The sequence below is a fragment of the Burkholderia catarinensis genome (assembly GCF_001883705.2).
Classification (GTDB): Bacteria; Pseudomonadota; Gammaproteobacteria; order Burkholderiales; family Burkholderiaceae; genus Burkholderia; species Burkholderia catarinensis.
This window is the reverse complement of the sequence record NZ_MDEQ02000003.1, coordinates 150,171-168,832: the sequence shown is the minus strand read 5'-3', so window position 1 is coordinate 168,832 and position 18,662 is coordinate 150,171. Positions and strand designations below refer to the sequence as shown.

The window sequence follows — 18,662 nt, the reverse complement described above, 5'->3', positions numbered from 1 at the left end:
AGGGGCGAACTCATGCTTTCAACCAGCACACGCGGAACGGCGCCGGCCGTTCCGCTCACCACCGGCCAGGGCGGCGCGATTCCCGCGCTGCCGGTCAACAGCCTGCAGCCGTTCGCCGGCATGCTGCGCTGGATCGTCGTCGCGGTGCTGACCGTCGCGGTCGCGCTGCCGCTCGGCTTCATCCTGTTCCAGAGCCTGCTGACCGCGCCGTTCTTCGACGCGAACAAGACGCTCGGCATCGAAGGCTTCCGCTTCGTCTTCCGCGATCCCGACTTCTGGTCGGCCGTGAAGAACTCGTTCATCATCGCCGGCGGGATGCTGTTCATCTCGATCCCGCTAGGCGGCATCCTCGCGTTCCTGATGGTGCGCACCAACCTGCCCGGCCGCCGCTGGCTCGAACCGCTGCTGCTCACACCCGTGTTCGTGTCGCCGATGGTGCTCGCGTTCGGCTACGTGGTGGCAGTCGGCCCGGTCGGCTTCTACTCGGTGTGGTTCAAGGAACTGTTCGGGGTGCAGAACATACCCTGGAACGTGTACTCGATCTTCGCGATCACGGTGATCGTCGGCCTCACGCACGTGCCGCACGTGTATCTGTACTCGTCGGCCGCGCTGCGCAACCTCGGCTCGGACGTCGAGGAAGCCGCCCGCGTGGCGGGCGCCCGCCCGTTCCGCGTCGCGCTCGACGTGAGCCTGCCGATGACGATGCCCGCGCTGCTGTTCGCCGGGGTCCTCGTGTTCTTCCTCGGCTTCGAGGTGTTCGGGCTGCCGCTCGTGCTCGGCGATCCGGAAGGCCACCTCGTGCTCGCCACCTACCTGTACAAGCTGACCAACAAGCTCGGCGTGCCGTCGTATCACCTGATGGCCGCGGTCGCCGTGTGCATCGTCGCGATCACGTTCCCGCTCGTGCTGCTGCAGCGCCGCCTGCTGAAGACCGCGAACCGCTTCGTCACCGTGAAGGGCAAGGCCGGCCGCGCAACCGTGCTGCCGCTCGGCGTGTGGCGCTGGGTCGCGCTCGCGATCGTCGCGCTGTGGCTGATGCTGACCGTGATCGTGCCGCTCTCCGGCATCGTGCTGCGCGCGTTCGTGACCAACTGGGGCGAAGGCGTCGCGCTCGCCGAGGTGCTGACGCTGTCGAACTTCATCGAGCTGTTCGAGCAGGACAACCTCGTGCGCGCGATCGTCAACACGCTCGGTATCGGCGTGATCGGCGGCGCGCTCGCGGTCGGCTTCTACTCGCTCGTCGCGTTCGCCGGCCACCGCCGCCCCGACTGGGCGACCAAGCTGCTCGACTATCTCGTGCTGCTGCCGCGCGCGGTGCCCGGCCTGCTCGCCGGTCTCGCGTTCCTGTGGATCTTCCTGTTCGTCCCCGGCCTGCGCGAGCTGAAGAACTCGATGTGGAGCATCTGGATCGCGTACACGGTTGTGTGGCTCGCGTACGGGATGCGCCTCATCCAGAGCGCGCTGCTGCAGGTCGGCCCCGAGCTCGAGGAAGCCGGCCGCAGCGTCGGCGCGACGCGCAGCCGCGTGTCGCTCGACGTGACGCTGCCGCTCGTGCGCTTCGGCCTGCTCGCCGCGTGGCTCCTGATCTTCATGATCTTCGAGCGCGAATACTCGACGGCCGTCTACCTGCTGTCGCCCGGCACCGAAGTGATCGGCGCGCTGCTCGTGTCGCTGTGGGCGACCGGCGCCGTCGACCAGGTCGCCGCGCTTTCTGTCATCAACATCGCGATGGTCGGTGCCGGTCTCGGCGTGGCCCTGCGCTTCGGAGTGAAACTTCATGGATAAGCTCATCGTCGACGACCTGCATCTCAGCTACGGCGCCAATCCGATCCTCAAGGGCGTGTCGTTCGAACTGAAGGCCGGCGAAGTCGTGTGCCTGCTCGGCGCGTCGGGCAGCGGCAAGACCACGCTGCTGCGCGCGGTGGCCGGCCTCGAACAGCCGTCCGACGGCCGCATCCAGCTCGACGACCGGGTGTTCTTCGACGGTGCGCAGCGCGTCGACCTGCCCGTCGAGCAGCGTTCGCTCGGCCTCGTGTTCCAGTCGTACGCGCTGTGGCCGCACCGCACCGTCGCCGACAACGTCGGCTACGGGCTGAAGCTGCGCCGCGTTTCGGCGGCCGAACAGAAGCGCCGCGTGCAGAGCGCGCTCGACCAGCTCGGCCTCGGCCATCTCGCGGAACGCTTTCCGCACCAGTTGTCGGGCGGCCAGCAGCAGCGCGTCGCGATTGCGCGCGCGCTCGTCTACAACCCGCCGGTGATCCTGCTCGACGAGCCGCTGTCGAACCTCGACGCGAAGCTGCGCGAGGAAGCGCGTGCGTGGCTGCGCGAACTGATCGTGTCGCTCGGGCTATCCGCGTTGTGCGTGACGCACGACCAGACCGAAGCGATGGCGATGTCCGATCGCATCCTGCTGCTGCGCAACGGCCGCATCGAGCAGGAAGGCACGCCGGCCGAGCTGTACGGCGCGCCGCGCTCGCTGTACACGGCCGAGTTCATGGGCAGCAACAACCGGATCGACGCGCGCGTCGCGGCGATCGACGGCGAATGCGTGACGCTCGCCGGCGACGGCTGGGAGCTGCGCGCGCTCGCCCGCGACACGCTCGCGCCGGGCCAGGATGCGCAGGCCGTGATCCGCCTCGAACGCGTGCAGGTGACCGACGGCCCGGGCGCGAACCGGCTGCAGGCCGACCTCGTCACTTCGATGTATCTCGGCGACCGCTGGGAATACCTGTTCCATTGCGGCGACATGCGCCTGCGCGCGTTCGGCCACGTGCCGCGCGCGGCCGGCAAGCACTGGATCGAATTCCCGACCAACGACTGCTGGGCGTTCGCGACGGCGGGCTGACCCGATCGCGGCGGCCTGCACGCCGCCGCGCCTGCACCCCGCATGCAGCGCGCCACGCAATGACGGGCACGTCCGGCGGACGTCCTTCGGCGTCCGCCGCGGCCGGTTGCGTGCCGCATCCGTTTCACCCACCCACAAAAGAACCAAGGAGACACCGTCAATGAAGTCACGCGCAGAACGTTCCTTACGTACAGTAGTCCTCACGGGCTCGGCCGCCGCGGCCTGCATCGCCGCGCAAGCCGCGCACGCGCAGTCGTCGGTCACGATGTACGGGATCATGGATGCCGGCATCGAATACACGAACCACGCGGCACCGCAGGGCGGCAATTTGTTCAAGCTCAAGTCGGGCAACAAGAACACGTCGCGCTGGGGCCTGCGCGGCGTCGAGGATCTCGGCGGCGGCCTGAAGGCCGTGTTCCGCCTCGAAAGCGGGATCGATCTCGCGAACGGCGCCTTCGACGACGGCCCCGACTCGATCTTCGCGCGCCGCGCGACGGTCGGCCTGAAGGGCAAATGGGGCGAACTGTCGCTCGGCCGCAACTACACCGTCACCTACGACTACATGGCGCCGTTCGACCCGATGGGTTATGCGCAGAACTACTCGTGGGCGTCGTCGTCGATGGCGACGGGCGGGCGCAAGGACGGCCTGTTCACGCGCTCGTCGAACGCCGTGCGCTACGACGGCGAATTCAGCGGCTTCAAGTTCGGCGCGCTGTACGGCTTCGGCAACGTGCCGGGCAGCATGAAGACCAGCTCGAAATACGATTTCGCGCTCGGCTACGAGACCGGCCCGTTCGCGGCGGTGGTCACGTTCGATCGGCAGAACGGCGCGGCCGACAGCGTCACGCCAGCCGACACGGTCAACTACATTCAAGGCATCCATGCGGGCCTGAGCTACGACTTCGGCAACCTGAAGACGATGGCCGGCTATCGCAACTACAAGCGCACGTATCACACCACTGCCGCGAACCAGTTGAGCGACATGTATTGGCTCGGCGGGTCGTACCAGTTCACGCCGACGTTCTTGCTGATCGCGGCCGTGTATCACCAGAACATCAAGGGCGGGACGGACGCCGATCCGACGCTCGTGTCGGTGCGCGCGCAATACGCGCTGTCGAAGCGCACGGTGCTGTATGCAGCGGGCGCGTTCGCGATCGCGCAGCATGGGGAGAAAGTCGGCGTGTCGCGCGATTTCGCCGGATACGGCACCACGCAGGTCGGCGTGACGGCGGGGATCCAGCAGCGGTTCTGATTCCGGGGCCGACTTTGCGAGCGGCGGCGGGCCTCGTCCGTCGCCGCCCGCGCTGCCACGCCCGTCATCCACGCTCGCCCATCGTGAACACCGGGCGAACGAGACTGTTCGTGTCGTCCCAATGCTCGCCGACGGCCGACAGCGGCACCGCGCGAGTCGCGATCGTCAGCCGTGCCGGCCCCGCCGCATCGAACACGCCGCGCACCGATGCCAGCAACCCCGGCACCGACACGCTGCCGATACCGCTGCCCATCAGTTCGATCGCGGTCGCCCGCAGCACCGCCCCCGGCAACAGCACGTCCGCGCCGCCGATCGAGCCGATCTGCACGAAGCGCAACCGTCTTCCGTCGGGCGTCGCTTTCGCCGCGGCGCTCAGCAGCGCCTGCGCGCTGGCGCCCCACACATAGTCGAGCACGACATCCACGCCGGCACGGAAATGCGCTTCGAATGCGCGCGCCAGATGCGCGTCGTCCTGCTGCAGCGACACGACGGCGTCCGCACCGGCACTCAGCAGCGCTTCCAGCGCGACCGCATTGCGGCCCGTCGCGATCACCTTCGCGGCGCCGAGATGCTTCGCGATTTGCACCGCCAGGCGTCCCGACGTACCTGTCGCGCCGTTCACCAGCACCGTCTCGCCCGCCGCAAACCGCGCACGTTCGGTCAGCGCCGCCCACGACGACATCCCGGGAATCGCGATCGCCGCCGCCGTGACGTCGTCGAGTGCATCCGGCAGCGGCACGCACCGGGCATCGGGCGCGAGCGTGCGCTCGGCCATCGTGCCGTACGGCGCGGGGGCGCCGAAGAAGTAGACACGTTGACCATCGTCGAGACGGCCTACGCCATCGACGCCGACAACAAACGGATAGCCGTCGCCCGACGAGTAGTGCGCACCCGCCGCCCGCGCCTGCGCGAGCCGGCTCAGGGCTGACGCCGTCACGTCGATCGGCCGGTGCCCCGGCATCGCGTGCGGCGGTTCGAATTCCGTATAGACGGGGCGCTCGCCGGCGCCCTTCACGACTGCAGCTTTCATGCTGGCTCCTTGAAGCGGGTATCTCGGTCGATGGCGCCGGCGCGTGTCATTGCGCGTCGAGCCACGCACGCAGCGCGGGATCGCGTACGTCCAGCACGTCGAACAGCCCGAGCGCGCGCAACGCAGGCAATGCGTCGATCGTGTCGGCTTCCGCGCGCGCCCGGTCGGCGGGCGCCGCGTGCGGGTCGGCCAGCACGCGTGCGTTGATCAAAAATGCGCCGACGGTGCCCTTGCGGATCGTCGTGCCGTCGGTCTGGATCCGGTCAGCGTGGTCGGGGAGAAGGTCTTCGGCTCGCATTGCGTGGTACTCCGGTGGTGGTCGATTGAGGCAGTGTAGGCGTGCGAAACCGGCCGATCTCCGGTATAACAGCCATTCGATACCGATATCCGGCCATGTCCGATCCACTCCTGCCTGCCCGATTCGTCACGTCCGACGACGGCCCGTTCGTGGTCGCCGCCGTGCTGTCGCAACGCGACCCGCGCGTGACCGCGCCGCATTCGCATGCGCGCGGCCAGCTCGTCGGCGCGCTGAGCGGGCTGCTGACGATCGGCCTCGACGACCAGGACTGGGTCGTGCCGGCGATCCACGCGATCTGGATTCCGCCGCATTACCGGCACTCGCTGCGCTCGTTCGGGCCGATTTCCGGCTGGTCGGCATTTGTCGCCGAAGCGTGCTGCGCGGCGCTGCCGGACACGCCGCGCGCGATCCGCACGACGCCGTTGCTGCGCGAAGCCGTGCAGCGCGCGGCAAGCTGGGGCGATGCGGAACTGGATGCCGCGCAGACACGGATCGCCGACGTGATCCTCGACGAGATCGCGTCATCGGAGGTCGAAGCGCTGGGACTGGTACGGCCTCAGGACCCGCGGCTCATGAAGATCACCGATGCGCTTGCCGCGGATCTCGCGGACAACCGGCGGCTGGAGGAATGGGCCGAATGGGCCGGCATCAGTGCGCGGACGATGAGCCGGCGCTTCGTCACCGAGACGGGGCTGACGTTCGCGCAGTGGCGTCAGCAGGCCAGGCTGCTGCGGGCGCTGGAGCGAATCGCCGACGGTGTGCCGGTGACGACGATCGCGCTCGATCTCGGGTACGACAACGTGAGCGCGTTCATCGACATGTTCCGGCGTGCGCTGGGGACGACGCCGGGAAGGTATCTGGAGGCGGGACGGGAACCGCGAAGCGCGACCTAGCGAGCAGGTCGCGTAAAGTCATTCAACCGGCACGCTGCGCGACACCGTTCAAAGAATTGCCCGATAGGCTTCGAGTGCCTTGCAGGTCTGAACCATACCCTGTCGTTGCAGGATCTCGAGATACCGGCCTGCAGTCACTGGAGGATGCCTGAGCGTCTCCCGCTGCTGCCGCGCAGCCGCAACGACCGCCGCGGGTTCGAGATCGAAAAGATTGTCGACGAACTCGTCAGGGTGCTGGGCCTCGACGCCGTACGGCGACAGTCTCTCCTCCGGAAAGTCCTTCTGATTGAACGTCACGATCACGCTGGCATTGCAACGGATTGCAGCCGCGAGTACGTGGCGATCATCCGCATCCGGGAGGGTAAGCCCGTCGATCAGCGATTCATATCCGGTCACGACGGCGTCGGGTATCGCTCGATCCATCAGGCACGACGTCCGATCAAGCTGCCCTGCGGTCAAGTCGGGACGATTACGCAACAGGTTACGCTTCCACTCGTTGTGAATATGCGTGCTCCAGCGGGCCCGGAAACATCCGCTCAACGCAAGGCGCATCAGAAAATCGCGAAGCGGCGCGGGATAAAGCACACAGGCATCGTAGACGGCCGTAAATGGCGAACTCGTCATTCGTAGCCCATCCGCAGTTCCTGCGCCTGCCTGCTCAACTCCTCCATTGCCTCGGCACTCGCCTGATCGCGCTCTGCCTTGTAATGCATCAGATCGGAAAAACGCACACGTCGATGCTTGCCTGTCCGGTGATACGGCAGCGCATTCGATTCAAGCAGCTTGATCAGGTGCGGGCGAGAAACATTGAGCAAATCTGCTGCTTCCTGGGTCGTCAATTCCGCATGAACCGGGACGACCTTGACCGCGTTGCCATCGGCCAACTCCGCGAGGATATCCACCAACAGCCGAAGTGCGGAAGTCGGGAGCTCAACCTGATGCGCACGATTCTCGTCGTCAAAGATCTGGATGCGCTGTGTATCGGTTCGCGTGGCGAGATAAGCCGCCAGCGTGCGCTGCCCTTCGACAGCCGCCTGCATCTCGCGCTCGACGGGCAAGATCATGTCGGGTGTCTTGGTATGGGGCATCGCGCTCTCCAATCGAGGGTTTCAGGATTGCGCCAGTTTATTCGCAATAAACGAAATTCGCAATAAACGAAAATTGATTAACCCCTAAATATTTCCGCCACACCCTGCCCGATTCAATACGTGCCGTCGCCCTTCTTCGCTGCCTCGCCGCCCTTCCCCTTGAACTGCGCAGCCAGCCGCTCCGCGCTTCTCGCCAGCAGCGTCGTATCAACGCCGACCGCGACGAACAACGCGCCCGCTTCCAGATAACGCCGCGCGGCCGCCTCATCCGCGCTCAGAATGCCCGGCGCCTTGCCGGCCGCCTTGATCGTCCGGATCGCGCCGTCGATCGCGGCCTGCACGTCCGGATGGCCCGGACTGCCGAGATGCCCGAGATCGGCCGCAAGGTCGGCCGGTCCGATGAACACGCCGTCCACGCCTTCGACACGCGCGATGGCATCGACCGCATCGAGCCCCGTGCGCGTCTCGACCTGCACGAGCACGGCCATCTCGTCGTTCGCGCGGTGCAGGTAGTCGCCGACGCGATTCCACCGCGACGCGCGCGCCAGCGCACTGCCGACACCGCGAATCCCGTGCGGCGGGTAACGCGTCGCGGCAATCGCCGCGCGCGCTTCGTCGGCGCTCTGCACCATCGGCACAAGCAGCGTTTGTGCGCCGAGATCGAGCACCTGCTTGACGATCACCGGATCATTCCAGGGCACGCGCACGACCGGATGAGACGGATACGGCGCGATCGCCTGCAGTTGCGCGAGGATCGTCGGCACCGTGTTCGGCGCATGCTCGCCGTCGATCAGAAGCCAGTCGAAACCGGCGCCCGCGACCACTTCGGCGCTGTACGGGTTCGCCAGCCCGAGCCACAGCCCGACCTGCGCGTCGCCGCGCGCGAGCGCGGCCTTGAAGACATTCGAAGGAATCTGCATCGCTCGCTCACTCGAAGTAGCACTGGATCGTCCCGAGCGGGCCGTAATCGACGCTGAACGTGTCGCCCGGCCGCGCCGCGCATGGCCGCGTGAACGAGCCGCCGAGCACGATCTGGCCCGGTTCCAGCGCGACGTCGAAGCGCGACAGCCGGTTCGCGAGCCACGCGACGCCGTTGGCCGGATGGTTCAGCACGCCGGCCGCAACACCGGTTTCCTCGACCACGCCGTTGCGCGACATGATCGCCGCGACCCAGCGCAGGTCGACATCGTGCGGCTTCACGGGCCGCCCGCCGATCACGACGCCCGCGTTCGCCGCGTTGTCGGCGATCGTGTCGAACACCTTGCGCGGCCGTTTCGTATCGGGGTCGATCGACTGGCTGCGCGCGTCGATGATCTCGAGCGCAGGCACGACGTAATCGACCGCGTCGTACACGTCGAAGATCGTGCAGTTCGGGCCCGCAAGCCGCTTGCCGAGCACGAACGCGAGCTCGACCTCGACGCGCGGCACGATGAAGCGGCCTGCGGGAATCGTGCCGCCATCTGCGAAAAACATGTCGTCGAGCAGCGCGCCGTAGTCGGGCTCGTCGATCTGCGACGTGTTCTGCATCGCCTTCGACGTGAGGCCGATCTTGTGCCCTTTCAGCGTGCGGCCTTCCGCGAGCTTGAGGGCCACCCACGCGCGCTGGATCGCATACGCGTCGTCGATCGTGATGTCGGGATGGTCGAGCGAGATCTGGCGGATCTGCTTGCGCTCGCGCTCGGCGTCATGCAGGCGCTGCGCGAGCTGGTCGATGATGGCGGGTTCGAGCATGGTCGGATCGGGAATGGGGTTCAGCCGGCCCGCTTGTAGCGGGCGTGGATGTTGTTGTGCTTGTACGAGCCGCTTTCGCTGAACTCGGTCAGTTCCATCGACAGCGCGAGGTAGCGTTTCGCGTACAGCTCGGCGAAATGCGCCTTGATCGCGTCGAACAGCGCGTCGCACGCGGCTTGCTTCTGTGCGTCGGTGCGGCCCGAGCCGATCTTCAGCGTGACGTGGACGAACGCGTCGTCCTCCGTGCCGTCGGCGACGCAGTAGTCGTGCAGCTCGATCGCGCGCGAGCGGATGCCGCCGGTCGGGAACACGCCGCCCTGCGCGATCAGCGTTTCGTTGATCGTGCGCAGCAGCGCGGGAATGCGCGCGTCGTCGCGGATGTTCGCGGTGTATTCGACGACGATATGTGGCATGGCAAATCTCCGGTCGATTGCGTGGTGGGCGACGACGCTCAGGGCAGCGGAAAAATCGCGTTGATCTGCCCGGTGCCCGAACTCGCGAAGTAGTCGGTGACGATCTCGACGGGCTTGTCGTAGCGATCCCAGCCGAGCAGTCCGAGCAGCATCGCCGTATCGTGCATGCCGCCTTCGCCGTGGCAATGCGTGTTGTACTCGGGCAGCATCGCGCAGAAGGTCTTGAAATCGCCCTGCTTCCACAGCTCGACCACGCGCAGGTCGACCTGCCTGAAGAATTCGCGGCTGATCTGATGAATCGACTCCTCCGGGCTGCCGTTGTCGTTGAAGCGGTGCGACAGCGACCCGCTCGCGAGGAACGCGACGTTCGAATCGCTTTTCTCGATCGCCTCGAGCAGCGCCTCGCCGAAACGCCGGCTTTCGTCGAGCTGATGCCACATGCACCAGCCGGCGATCGACACGACCTTGAAGTGCTGGTCGCCGTTCATGTAGCGCATCGGTACGAGCGTGCCGTATTCGAGTTCGAGGCTGTCGATCTCGTGCGCGCGCGTCGCGACGCCGCGCTCGCTGGCCGTCTCCGCGATCAGCCGGCCAAGCGCCGGGTTGCCCGGATACGCGTACTGCATGTCGCGGATGAAATGCGGCAGCTCGTTGCTCGTGTACGTGCCCGAGAACCGCGCATTGCAGTTCACGTGATAGCCGGCATTGACGAGCCAGTGCACGTCCGACACGACGATCGTGTCGACGCCGAGCGCGCGGCAGCGCTCGCCGATCAGTCGGTGGCCGCTGATTGCCGCTTCACGGCAGCCATGATGCCTGCCGGGAAATTCCGACAGGTACATCGATGGCACGTGCGTGATCTTCGCGGCGAGGGACAGTTTTCCCATCGTGAATCTCCGTTTGTTCTTGCGGCGCAACGACCCGCGCCTGTCACACGCCCCAGCGCGGGATAGGGTGCGAGCCCATCGAGATGCACACGTTCTTGATCTCCGCGAACACCTCGAAACTGTATTCGCCGCCCTCGCGCCCGGTGCCCGATTCCTTCACGCCGCCGAACGGCTGGCGCAGGTCGCGCACGTTCTGGCTGTTCACGAACACCATCCCGGCCTCGATGCCGCGCGCGAGGCGATGCACCTTGCCGACGTCCTGCGTCCAGATGTACGACGCGAGGCCGTACGCCGTGTCGTTCGCGAGCCGCAGCCCTTCTTCCTCGTCCTCGAACGGGATCACGCACGCGACCGGCCCGAAGATCTCTTCCTGCGCGATGCGCATCCGGTTGTCGACGTCGGCGAACACGGTCGGCCGCACGAAGTTGCCGTTGCGCAGATGGTCGGGCAGGCCTGCCGGCTTGTCCGCGCCGCCCGCAACTACGCGCGCGCCTTCCTGTTCGCCGATACGGATATAGCCCGTCACCTTCTCCCAGTGCTGGCGCGTGATCATCGCGCCGAGCTGCGTGGCCGGATCGGACGGATCGCCGACCACCAGGTTGTTCGCGCGACGCGCGAATTCCTGCACGAAGCGGTCGTAGATCGTGCGCTGCACGAAGATCCGCGAGCCCGCGGTGCAGCGTTCGCCGTTGATCGAGAAGATCGTGAACAGCGACGCGTCGAGCGCGCGGTCGAAATCGGCGTCGTCGAAGATCAGCACCGGCGACTTGCCGCCGAGCTCCATCGAATACTTCTTCAGGCCCGCGCGCTCCATGATCCGCTTGCCGGTGACCGTACCGCCGGTGAACGACACCGCGCGCACGTCGGGATGGCGCACCAGCGCATCGCCGGCGGTCGCGCCGTAGCCCTGCACGACGTTCAGCACGCCGGACGGAATGCCGGCCTCGAGCGCGAGCCGGCCGAGCTGGTCGGCCGTCAGCGGCGACAGCTCCGACATCTTCAGCACGGCCGTATTGCCGAGCGCGAGACACGGTGCGGTCTTCCACGTCGCGGTCATGAACGGCACGTTCCACGGCGACACCAGCGCGCACACGCCGACCGGCTGGTACAGCGTGTAGTTCAGCATCTGGTCGTCGACCGGATAGGTGCGGCCGTTCATCTGCACGCACACTTCCGCGAAGAAGTTGAAGTTCTCGGACGCGCGCGGAATCAACTGCTTGCTCGTCTGCGCGATCGGCAGGCCGGTGTCCTGCGTCTCCAGCGCCGCGAGCATCGGCACGTTCTTCTCGATCAGCTCGCCGAGCTTGCGCATCAGCTTCGCGCGCTCCTTCGCGGGCGTGTTCGCCCACTTCGGGAACGCTTCCTTCGCCGCGCGCACGGCCGCGTCCACTTCGGCCTCGCCGCCCGCCGCGACGTCGGTGATCACGTCGCCCGTCGCGGGATTCAGCGTCGTGAAGGTTTCGCGGCTCTCGACTTCGCGGCCGTCGATCCAGTGCTTGATGGTCATGCGTTCTCCTTGGGCGACGGGCTCAGCCGGCGCGATAGTAGTCTGCTTCGCCGACGATCGTGTTCACGAGCCGGCCGATCCCTTCGATTTCGGTCACGACCTCGTCGCCCGGCTTCGTGTCCGCCAGCCCCTCCGGCGTGCCGGTCAGGATCAGGTCGCCCGGCGAGAGCGTCATGAAGCCGCTGATGTGCTCGATCAGCGCCGGCACGTCGAAGATCATGTCGCGCGTGCTGCCGCGCTGCGTCTCCCGGCCGTTCACCGTCGTGCGCAACATCAGGTCGCCCGCATCGCCGATCTCGTCGCGTCCGACGAACCACGGCCCGAGCGGCGTGCAGGTGTCGCGGTTCTTCACGCGCAGGTTCGGGCGGTAGTAGTTCTCGAGGTAATCGCGAATCGCGTAGTCGTTCGCGACCGTATAGCCGGCCACATAGTCGATCGCCTGCGCGCGGCTCACGTTGCGCGCGGGCCGGCCGATCACGACGGCCAGTTCGCACTCGTAGTGCATGTGGGTGGCGTCCGCCGGGCGCACGGTGCGCGACCGGTGGCCGATGAACGTGTTCGGCCCCTTCAGGAAGATCAGCGGCTCGCTCGGCGCCTTGAATGCGAGTTCCTTCGCGTGGTCGGCGTAGTTGAGGCCCAGCGCGAACGTCGTGCGCGGCGCGACGGGCGGCAGCCATGCGACCCCATCCTCGGCGACCACGCGCCCCGTATCGAGGCGGATCGTGCCGTCGCCGGCCGGTTCGGCCGCATGCAGTGCGCCGTTGTAGATCACGCGCGCCGTCTTCATCGTGTTTCCTCCGCAATCAGCGTATGCCGCAACGTGCCGATGCCGGCGGCGGCGATCTCGATCGTGCTGCCCGCGCGGGCGCGCGGTGCGCCCCCCGCGACGCCGAGCAGCAGCACATCGCCCGCGTCGAACGACATGAAGGCCGTCACGTCGGCGATCAGCTCGCGCACGGAACGAATCAGCGTGGCGGTCGATACGGATGCCGCGACCTCGCCGTCGATCCGCACGGTCAGGCCGATTGCATCGAGATCGGCGAGATCGGCAGCCGGCACGATGGCAGGACCCAGCGGGCAAAAGCCGTCGCGGCACTTGAAGCGCACGGCCGGACGGTAGTAATCGGGATGCGGCACCGACACGTCGCTCGCGAGCGTGAAGCCGTGTACATGGTCGAGCGCCTGCGCGGCCGGCACCCGCGTCGCGCGCCGGGAGAACACGACGGCCACCGACGCGCCGATCTCCAGCGCGTCGACGCCGGCCGGCACGACGACGGCCGCGCCGTCGGCCGCATGCGTGTTGGCCGGCTTGATATAAAGGATCGGCGCCTGCGGCGGGCGGCCGTAAGGCGGCGCGTTCACGGCATCGCCGAGCGCGTCGAGCGCCGCGCGCTCGTTGAGCAGCGCACCGTAGACGGTACCGATGGCGACCGGCAACGGCGGCGCCCCGGCGGTCGTGCAAGACAGCTCCATGCGTCATTCCCCTGCCGCGCGTCGCGGCGCATCGTCAATAGTTAATATCTTAAGTAAACAATCGGGCGCTGGCAACCTCGATTACCCTGAGATGCGAAATTCATCACCTTCGGCTGTTAAGATTGATGCGTCCCCGTCCTCTGCCCACCTCCGATGAACCGTACGCTCGACCATCGCAACTTGGCCATGCTGCTGCTCGAGGCCCGCGAAACGCTGATGGGCCTGTTCCGCCCCATTCTCAAGGAATTCGCGCTGACCGAACAGCAATGGCGGATCATCCGCGTGCTCGACGGCGAACCGGCGCACGCGCTCGAAGCGGGACAGATCGCGCGACGCTGTTGCATCCTGAGCCCGAGCCTCACGGGCGTGCTGGAACGGATGGAGCGCGACGGCCTGATCACGCGCACGCGCGCGCAGGAAGACCAGCGCCGGCTACTGGTCAGCCTGACGCCGCAAAGCAGGAAACTGGTCACGGAAATCGGTCCGCGCATCGACGAGCAATACCGGCAGCTCGAGTCGCGCTTCGGCCAGGACGGCCTCGAAGACATCTACCGCGCGCTCGACCGGCTCATCGAACTCGGCGGCAACGCGTGATGACGGCGCCCGCTCCCGCCAGTCGCGGGAGCGGGCGCCGGTGCCACGCGGGCGGTCAGTGCACCGCGCCGCGCATCAGCTCGGTCACGGCAACGCCGCGCGACGTGCGCATGCATTCCTCGACGTAATCGATGAACGGCAGCGGCTCGAAATCGATTTCGTCGCGCACGCGGCGGTTGTCGAACACGCGATCGACCGTCGCGAATTCCGCGCAGCGCTGCAGCGCCCGGCCGATCACGCGCTCGAGTGCCGGATCGGGCCGCCCGAGCACGTCGCGCACCACGAGCGGCAGCTCGGCCGACGCGCACGCCGCGTAACGCGGCGCGCCCGTCATCCCCGCCGCCTCGTCCATCGCGCGCACGATCTGCGCGACCTGCGGCGCCTCGTCGCCGGCCGACACGTGATAGAGGTCGTGCGCGAGCGTCGGCTTGACGGCCAGCAGCATCGTCGCACGCGCCACGTCGTCCACCGACACGATGTCGATACGCGTCATCGGCCGCGCGGTGAAGCGGCGCGCGGCATGCGCAAGCCGGAACATCCAGAACGAATTCGGCGCGGGCCGCGTGCCGAGCACCGTGTGGCCGACGACGTGCGACGGCCGCACCACGACGAGCGGCAGCCCAAGCGCGCGCAGGCGCTGCTCCGTTTCCGCCTTCGCGTGCAGGTAGTCCGCCGCGAGCACCGCGCCCGGCAGGCGTTCGTCGTGTTGAGCGACGTCGTTCGCCGCGTCGCCCGCCGTCTCTTCCTGCACGATCCCGCCGCGGCCCGCATGCGCGTAGGCCGTGCCGACGTACACGAAGCGCTGCAGGCCCGGCGCCCGCGCGAAGCGTTCGGCGAAGCGCACCACATCCGCGATGTCCGCCTGCAGGTGCACGCCGTCGGCCGGCGACGCATGGCCGGCGCAGTGAATCACGTGCGTCGCGCGGGCGAGACGCGGGGCGTCGGCGCCCTGCCATACGTCGCCGAGCGCGCCGACGATCACGTTCGCATCGGTCAGGCGCGACGCCCAGTACGGCGCAAGCCCCGCGCGCAACGCCGCTTCGCGCAGCCGCGCGACGGCATGGCCGCGATCCTGCGCGCGAACGACGCAGACGATGCGCTCGAGCAGTCCCGCATTGACAAGCGCCGTCAGCACGGTACTGCCGATGAAGCCGGTTGCGCCGGTCAGCACCAGCCGCCCGACGTTCGCCGCCGCGACCGGTGCGCTGGCCGGCGACACGAGGCTCGTCCGCCAGTTGAGCGACAACGCGGTTTTCCAGATCAGCACGATAGTCTCCTTCGAAGAGTCGGCCGGGCGGCGTGGCGCCCGCGGTTGCGGGCTGCGCACGGCTCGCCGGCCGGGCCGGGGCTTGACGCGCGCCCCGGCAGTCCCGATCGGGCGTGCGGCCCGCGATCGCGTCGATCGCGTCTCTGGCACGAGGCGGCGGCAGCCGCCGAGGACGGGCGTCCGCGGCACAGGATCGGGAAGCTCCCAGTGTGGGGCCCGACCGCATGCAAGTCTGTCCCGAAAGTTTTGTGAAAGTGTGCCGATTTGTACGCGATTGTCGGAGTGTGTCGCTCCGGCAGCATCGCCAAAACGACGAAACCTCCGGTCGGGCTGCATTCGGGCGGCATCGAATTGCGTCGGTCGGCCCGGTTTCGGCGGCGGCCGGCGCGCGACAGATCGACGCGGCCCGCTGCCACGTCATCCCATGTCCGGACCGTCGCCCATGCACGCTCGAACACCGCCATCGCCGGTGACGCCTGCGTGTGCGTGCGTCTACGGAGCAACCATGAATCGTCAGACGTCCTTTCATCCGAAACCGCAATTAATTCATTACGGTTTATTGCGGATTATCACTTGCGTTTCACACCAGTCTATCTAGACTGTTCAAGTCAAATCGGTCGAATGCGTCATTTTCCAGGAGACGATGCAATGCGCCTCACTATTCGAATTAACGGCAGCGAGTCGGCAACCCGGCAATCCTTCGCGGTACTGTGGGTCGATACCGACGAGAAGCTGTGGTCGCGCGAGGCACATCAGGGCATGGATCTTCCGAGCTGGGGCAAGGTCCGCGACGTCGAGGGCGCGATGGCCCTCTGCGCGGCCGACGGCAGGAATGCCGTATGCCAGTTGAAGGGGCTGTCTTTCGATGCGACACGGCGCGAGCAGGGCCCCGCCGTGCTCGCCGGCAATCATCCCGGCGCGTGGCGGCTGCAGGCCGTCGATACCTGCACGACCCAGCCGGAATACCAGGAATTCATTTCCGTCGACCGATAGAAATCATTGACGTGAATCGTCTGCGGTTTTCGGGTTTATTCTGGTTCCTGTGATATTCATTTCGATATTCAGCATCAACGGCGCCTCCTTTCGAGGCGTTTTTCATTTTCGGGTTTAAAGAAATAACCGGAGACCGGGCAATTGATCGCGCACCGGCGCGATCGGAATCGACCGTCCCGGATCTCGTGCACCCGGATCGACGCGCAGCGGATCGCCCGTCTTTCATCGTCTGCCGCTTCGGCGAAATTCCGCTCCCGCCTCGCCTCTGCGCCCCTTTCCACGCTTCGCCGGGTGGCCGCCGCATGCTTTTTTTCGGGGCCGGAACACACTTTCCCCACACGGGGTTTACTCATTTATTACAATCGCATTATTCAGACTGACTCGCCGCCGCCCGGCGGCCCGACCCGGCCATTGCATGAGCGTGAAAAAGAAGACCCACCCCGCCGATCCGTACGCGGCCGCAACCAAGAATCCGATGCTCGCGTCGCGCCTGCCTATGTGGCGCTCGAAACTGATCGTGATCGTCGTGTTCCTCGCGTTCGCCGCGCTGATCGTGCGCGCCTTCTGGGTGCAGGTCGCGAACCAGGATTTCTACGTCGGCCAGGGCCAGAAACGCTACCAGCGCACGATCGAGCTCGACGCGATGCGCGGGCGCATCGTCGACCGCAACGGCGCGATGCTCGCGGTCAGCCTGTCGACCTATGAAATCTGGGCGAACCCGAAACAGGTCGCCGATATCGACTACCCGCAGATCGCGAAGCTGCTCGACATGCCGCTCGCCGAGGTGAAGCGGCGCCTCGGCCACGACCGTACGTTCGTGCTGCTCAAGCGGCAGGTGGACGCGGACACCGCGGGCAAGCTCGACAAGCTCGCGATCGACGGCGTCACGCAAATCGCGGATTCGAAGCGCTTCTACCCGGAAGGCGAATCGGCCGCGCACGTGGTCGGCTTCACGAACGTCGAGGACAAGGGCCAGGAAGGCGTCGAGCTCGCGGCGAACACGCGCCTGTTGGGTACGTCGGGGCAGCGCGAGGTGATCCGCGACCGGCTCGGCCGCATCGTGTCGGACACGCGCCCGCTCGTCCCCGCGCAGCATGGCGCGACGATCGAGCTGACGATCGACCGCCGCATCCAGCAGCTCGCGTTCAGCCAGCTCAAGGCGGCCGTGGTCGAGAACAATGCGGTGGCCGGCAGCGTCGTCGTGCTCGACGCGCAGAACGGCGAGATCCTCGCGCTCGCGAACTACCCGACCTTCGACCCGAACGATCGCGCGCGCCTCACCGGCCAGCAGTTGCGCAACCGCGCGGTGATCGACACGTTCGAACCGGGCTCGACGATCAAGCCGCTCGTCGTCGCGCTGTCGATCGACGAGCGCAAGGTCACGCCGAACACGATCATCAACACGTCGCCGGGCACCTACAAGATCGGGCCGGCCGTGATCCACGACACGTCGAACCACGGCTCGCTGACGGTATCGCAGGCGCTGCAGAAGTCGAGCAACGTCGCGCTCGCGAAGCTCGCGCTGAACCTGCCCGCCGAAACGATCTGGAACAAATACCAGGAATACGGGATCGGCCGCGCGCCGGAATTGACGTTCCCGGGCGTCGCATCGGGCCGGCTGCGCGGCTACAAGCGCTGGCGGCCGATCGAGCAGGCGACGATGGCGTACGGCTACGGCCTGTCGATGTCGCTGCTGCAGATCGCGCAGACCTACACGGCCTATGCGGGCGACGGCACGCTGCACCCCGTGTCGCTGCTGAAGAACGGCACCGACCAGCAGACGATCGACGCGCATCGCGGCCACCGCGTGACGTCGCCGCAAACGGCCGCGTCGATCCGCTCGATGCTCGAGATGGCGGTCGGCGAAGGCGGCACGGGGCGCCGCGCGCGCGTCGACGGCTACCGGATCGGCGGCAAGACGGGCACCGCGCGCAAGCAGGTCGGCGCGACCTATGCGAAAGGCAAGTACCGCGCGCTGTTCGCGGGCATGGCGCCGATGAGCAACCCGCGCCTGATCGTCGCGGTGATGATCGACGAGCCACGCGGCAAGGGGTACTACGGCGGCACGGTGGCTGGCCCGGTGTTCGCGTCGGTCACGAGCGGCTCGCTGCAGTTGCTCGGCGTGCCGCCCGACGCGCCGGTCGAGCCGGAAAAGCCGCAGCCGGCCAGGGCGGTTGCGCCGCAGAAGACGGTCGCCGCACCGAAGGCGGCCGTCGCGCCGAAGACGGTTGCCCCGGCAAAAACGGCTGCCGCGCAGAAACCGGCCGCGCCGGCCAGGACGGCGGCGGGCTGAAGCGCCGCAGGAACCGACACGCGAGACGTTCGACTGAAACTGATCGGCAAGGCGGCCGGATTCGAACTTCCTCGGGCCTACCCAAAATCAGGTTCATC

General features: G+C 67.1%; 19 protein-coding genes. 7 read left to right on the top strand and 12 right to left on the bottom strand.

The window, feature by feature from the left end; genetic code table 11:
* The first annotated feature begins 12 nt into the window (after positions 1-12).
* The 3 genes from BFF94_RS06040 to BFF94_RS06030 all read left to right on the top strand — a co-directional run bounded on the left by BFF94_RS06040 (position 13) and on the right by BFF94_RS06030 (position 4,097).
* On the top strand, positions 13-1,785 hold the full coding sequence (locus tag BFF94_RS06040) for an ABC transporter permease (protein ID WP_128849985.1): 1,773 nt from the start codon (positions 13-15) through the stop codon (positions 1,783-1,785).
* Positions 1,778-2,845: an ABC transporter ATP-binding protein gene (locus BFF94_RS06035; RefSeq protein WP_219139090.1), complete on the top strand. Its 1,068-nt coding sequence runs from the start codon at positions 1,778-1,780 to the stop codon at positions 2,843-2,845. The genes BFF94_RS06040 and BFF94_RS06035 overlap by 8 nt, the downstream gene beginning before the upstream one ends.
* Positions 2,846-3,005: 160 nt before the next feature.
* Entirely contained in the window at positions 3,006-4,097 is a 1,092-nt protein-coding gene (locus BFF94_RS06030) for a porin (protein ID WP_128849989.1), read from the top strand.
* Positions 4,098-4,161: 64 nt separating this feature from the next.
* Here BFF94_RS06030 and BFF94_RS06025 read toward each other — a convergent pair whose 3' ends face one another.
* Together BFF94_RS06025 and BFF94_RS06020 are read right to left on the bottom strand one after the other, a co-directional pair.
* Positions 4,162-5,127, bottom strand: a complete 966-nt coding sequence (locus BFF94_RS06025) for a quinone oxidoreductase family protein (protein ID WP_128849991.1) — start codon at positions 5,125-5,127, stop codon at positions 4,162-4,164.
* A gap of 46 nt (positions 5,128-5,173) precedes the next feature.
* The gene (locus tag BFF94_RS06020; RefSeq protein WP_128849993.1) at positions 5,174-5,425 is read right to left on the bottom strand and encodes a hypothetical protein; all 252 of its coding nucleotides are present in this window, start codon (positions 5,423-5,425) and stop codon (positions 5,174-5,176) included.
* A 95-nt stretch (positions 5,426-5,520) separates the two neighbouring features.
* On the opposite strand from BFF94_RS06020, the gene BFF94_RS06015 reads away from it, so the two are divergent.
* Positions 5,521-6,318, top strand: a complete 798-nt coding sequence (locus tag BFF94_RS06015; RefSeq protein ID WP_128849995.1) for an AraC family transcriptional regulator — start codon at positions 5,521-5,523, stop codon at positions 6,316-6,318.
* Between the two features lie 48 nt (positions 6,319-6,366).
* Here BFF94_RS06015 and BFF94_RS06010 read toward each other — a convergent pair whose 3' ends face one another.
* From BFF94_RS06010 to BFF94_RS05970, 9 genes are all read right to left on the bottom strand, one after another.
* Positions 6,367-6,942 carry a PIN domain-containing protein gene (locus tag BFF94_RS06010; RefSeq protein ID WP_128849997.1) on the bottom strand — a complete coding sequence of 192 codons (576 nt, stop codon included), beginning with the start codon at positions 6,940-6,942 and terminating at the stop codon, positions 6,367-6,369.
* The gene (locus BFF94_RS06005) at positions 6,939-7,406 is read right to left on the bottom strand and encodes a helix-turn-helix domain-containing protein (protein ID WP_128849999.1); all 468 of its coding nucleotides are present in this window, start codon (positions 7,404-7,406) and stop codon (positions 6,939-6,941) included. The genes BFF94_RS06010 and BFF94_RS06005 overlap by 4 nt, the downstream gene beginning before the upstream one ends.
* Positions 7,407-7,519: 113 nt before the next feature.
* Positions 7,520-8,326, bottom strand: a complete 807-nt coding sequence (gene hpaI / locus BFF94_RS06000; protein WP_128850001.1) for a 4-hydroxy-2-oxoheptanedioate aldolase — start codon at positions 8,324-8,326, stop codon at positions 7,520-7,522.
* A 7-nt stretch (positions 8,327-8,333) separates the two neighbouring features.
* Positions 8,334-9,137, bottom strand: a complete 804-nt coding sequence (gene hpaH, locus BFF94_RS05995; protein WP_128850004.1) for a 2-oxo-hept-4-ene-1,7-dioate hydratase — start codon at positions 9,135-9,137, stop codon at positions 8,334-8,336.
* 20 nt (positions 9,138-9,157) lie between these two features.
* Positions 9,158-9,550 carry a 5-carboxymethyl-2-hydroxymuconate Delta-isomerase gene (locus tag BFF94_RS05990; RefSeq protein WP_128850006.1) on the bottom strand — a complete coding sequence of 131 codons (393 nt, stop codon included), beginning with the start codon at positions 9,548-9,550 and terminating at the stop codon, positions 9,158-9,160.
* Positions 9,551-9,588: 38 nt separating this feature from the next.
* Positions 9,589-10,437: a 3,4-dihydroxyphenylacetate 2,3-dioxygenase gene (gene hpaD, locus BFF94_RS05985; protein ID WP_128850008.1), complete on the bottom strand. Its 849-nt coding sequence runs from the start codon at positions 10,435-10,437 to the stop codon at positions 9,589-9,591.
* Positions 10,438-10,480: 43 nt separating this feature from the next.
* Complete coding sequence (hpaE, locus tag BFF94_RS05980; protein ID WP_128850010.1) at positions 10,481-11,944, bottom strand: 5-carboxymethyl-2-hydroxymuconate semialdehyde dehydrogenase; 1,464 nt, start codon at positions 11,942-11,944, stop codon at positions 10,481-10,483.
* 22 nt (positions 11,945-11,966) lie between these two features.
* Complete coding sequence (locus tag BFF94_RS05975) at positions 11,967-12,731, bottom strand: fumarylacetoacetate hydrolase family protein (protein ID WP_128850012.1); 765 nt, start codon at positions 12,729-12,731, stop codon at positions 11,967-11,969.
* The gene (locus BFF94_RS05970; RefSeq protein WP_219139089.1) at positions 12,728-13,417 is read right to left on the bottom strand and encodes a fumarylacetoacetate hydrolase family protein; all 690 of its coding nucleotides are present in this window, start codon (positions 13,415-13,417) and stop codon (positions 12,728-12,730) included. The genes BFF94_RS05975 and BFF94_RS05970 overlap by 4 nt, the downstream gene beginning before the upstream one ends.
* A 153-nt stretch (positions 13,418-13,570) precedes the next feature.
* Here BFF94_RS05970 and hpaR point away from each other — a divergent pair, with 153 nt between their 5' ends.
* Positions 13,571-14,011 carry a homoprotocatechuate degradation operon regulator HpaR gene (hpaR, locus tag BFF94_RS05965; protein WP_034179682.1) on the top strand — a complete coding sequence of 147 codons (441 nt, stop codon included), beginning with the start codon at positions 13,571-13,573 and terminating at the stop codon, positions 14,009-14,011.
* A 55-nt stretch (positions 14,012-14,066) separates the two neighbouring features.
* Here the strand turns inward: hpaR and BFF94_RS05960 are convergent, their stop codons facing one another.
* Complete coding sequence (locus tag BFF94_RS05960) at positions 14,067-15,278, bottom strand: SDR family oxidoreductase (protein WP_219139088.1); 1,212 nt, start codon at positions 15,276-15,278, stop codon at positions 14,067-14,069.
* A gap of 648 nt (positions 15,279-15,926) precedes the next feature.
* Here BFF94_RS05960 and BFF94_RS05955 point away from each other — a divergent pair.
* Together BFF94_RS05955 and BFF94_RS05950 are read left to right on the top strand one after the other, a co-directional pair.
* Positions 15,927-16,271 carry a DUF3564 family protein gene (locus BFF94_RS05955; protein WP_128842414.1) on the top strand — a complete coding sequence of 115 codons (345 nt, stop codon included), beginning with the start codon at positions 15,927-15,929 and terminating at the stop codon, positions 16,269-16,271.
* 415 nt (positions 16,272-16,686) lie between these two features.
* Positions 16,687-18,564 carry a peptidoglycan D,D-transpeptidase FtsI family protein gene (locus tag BFF94_RS05950; protein ID WP_128842415.1) on the top strand — a complete coding sequence of 626 codons (1,878 nt, stop codon included), beginning with the start codon at positions 16,687-16,689 and terminating at the stop codon, positions 18,562-18,564.
* Positions 18,565-18,662: the final 98 nt, after the last annotated feature.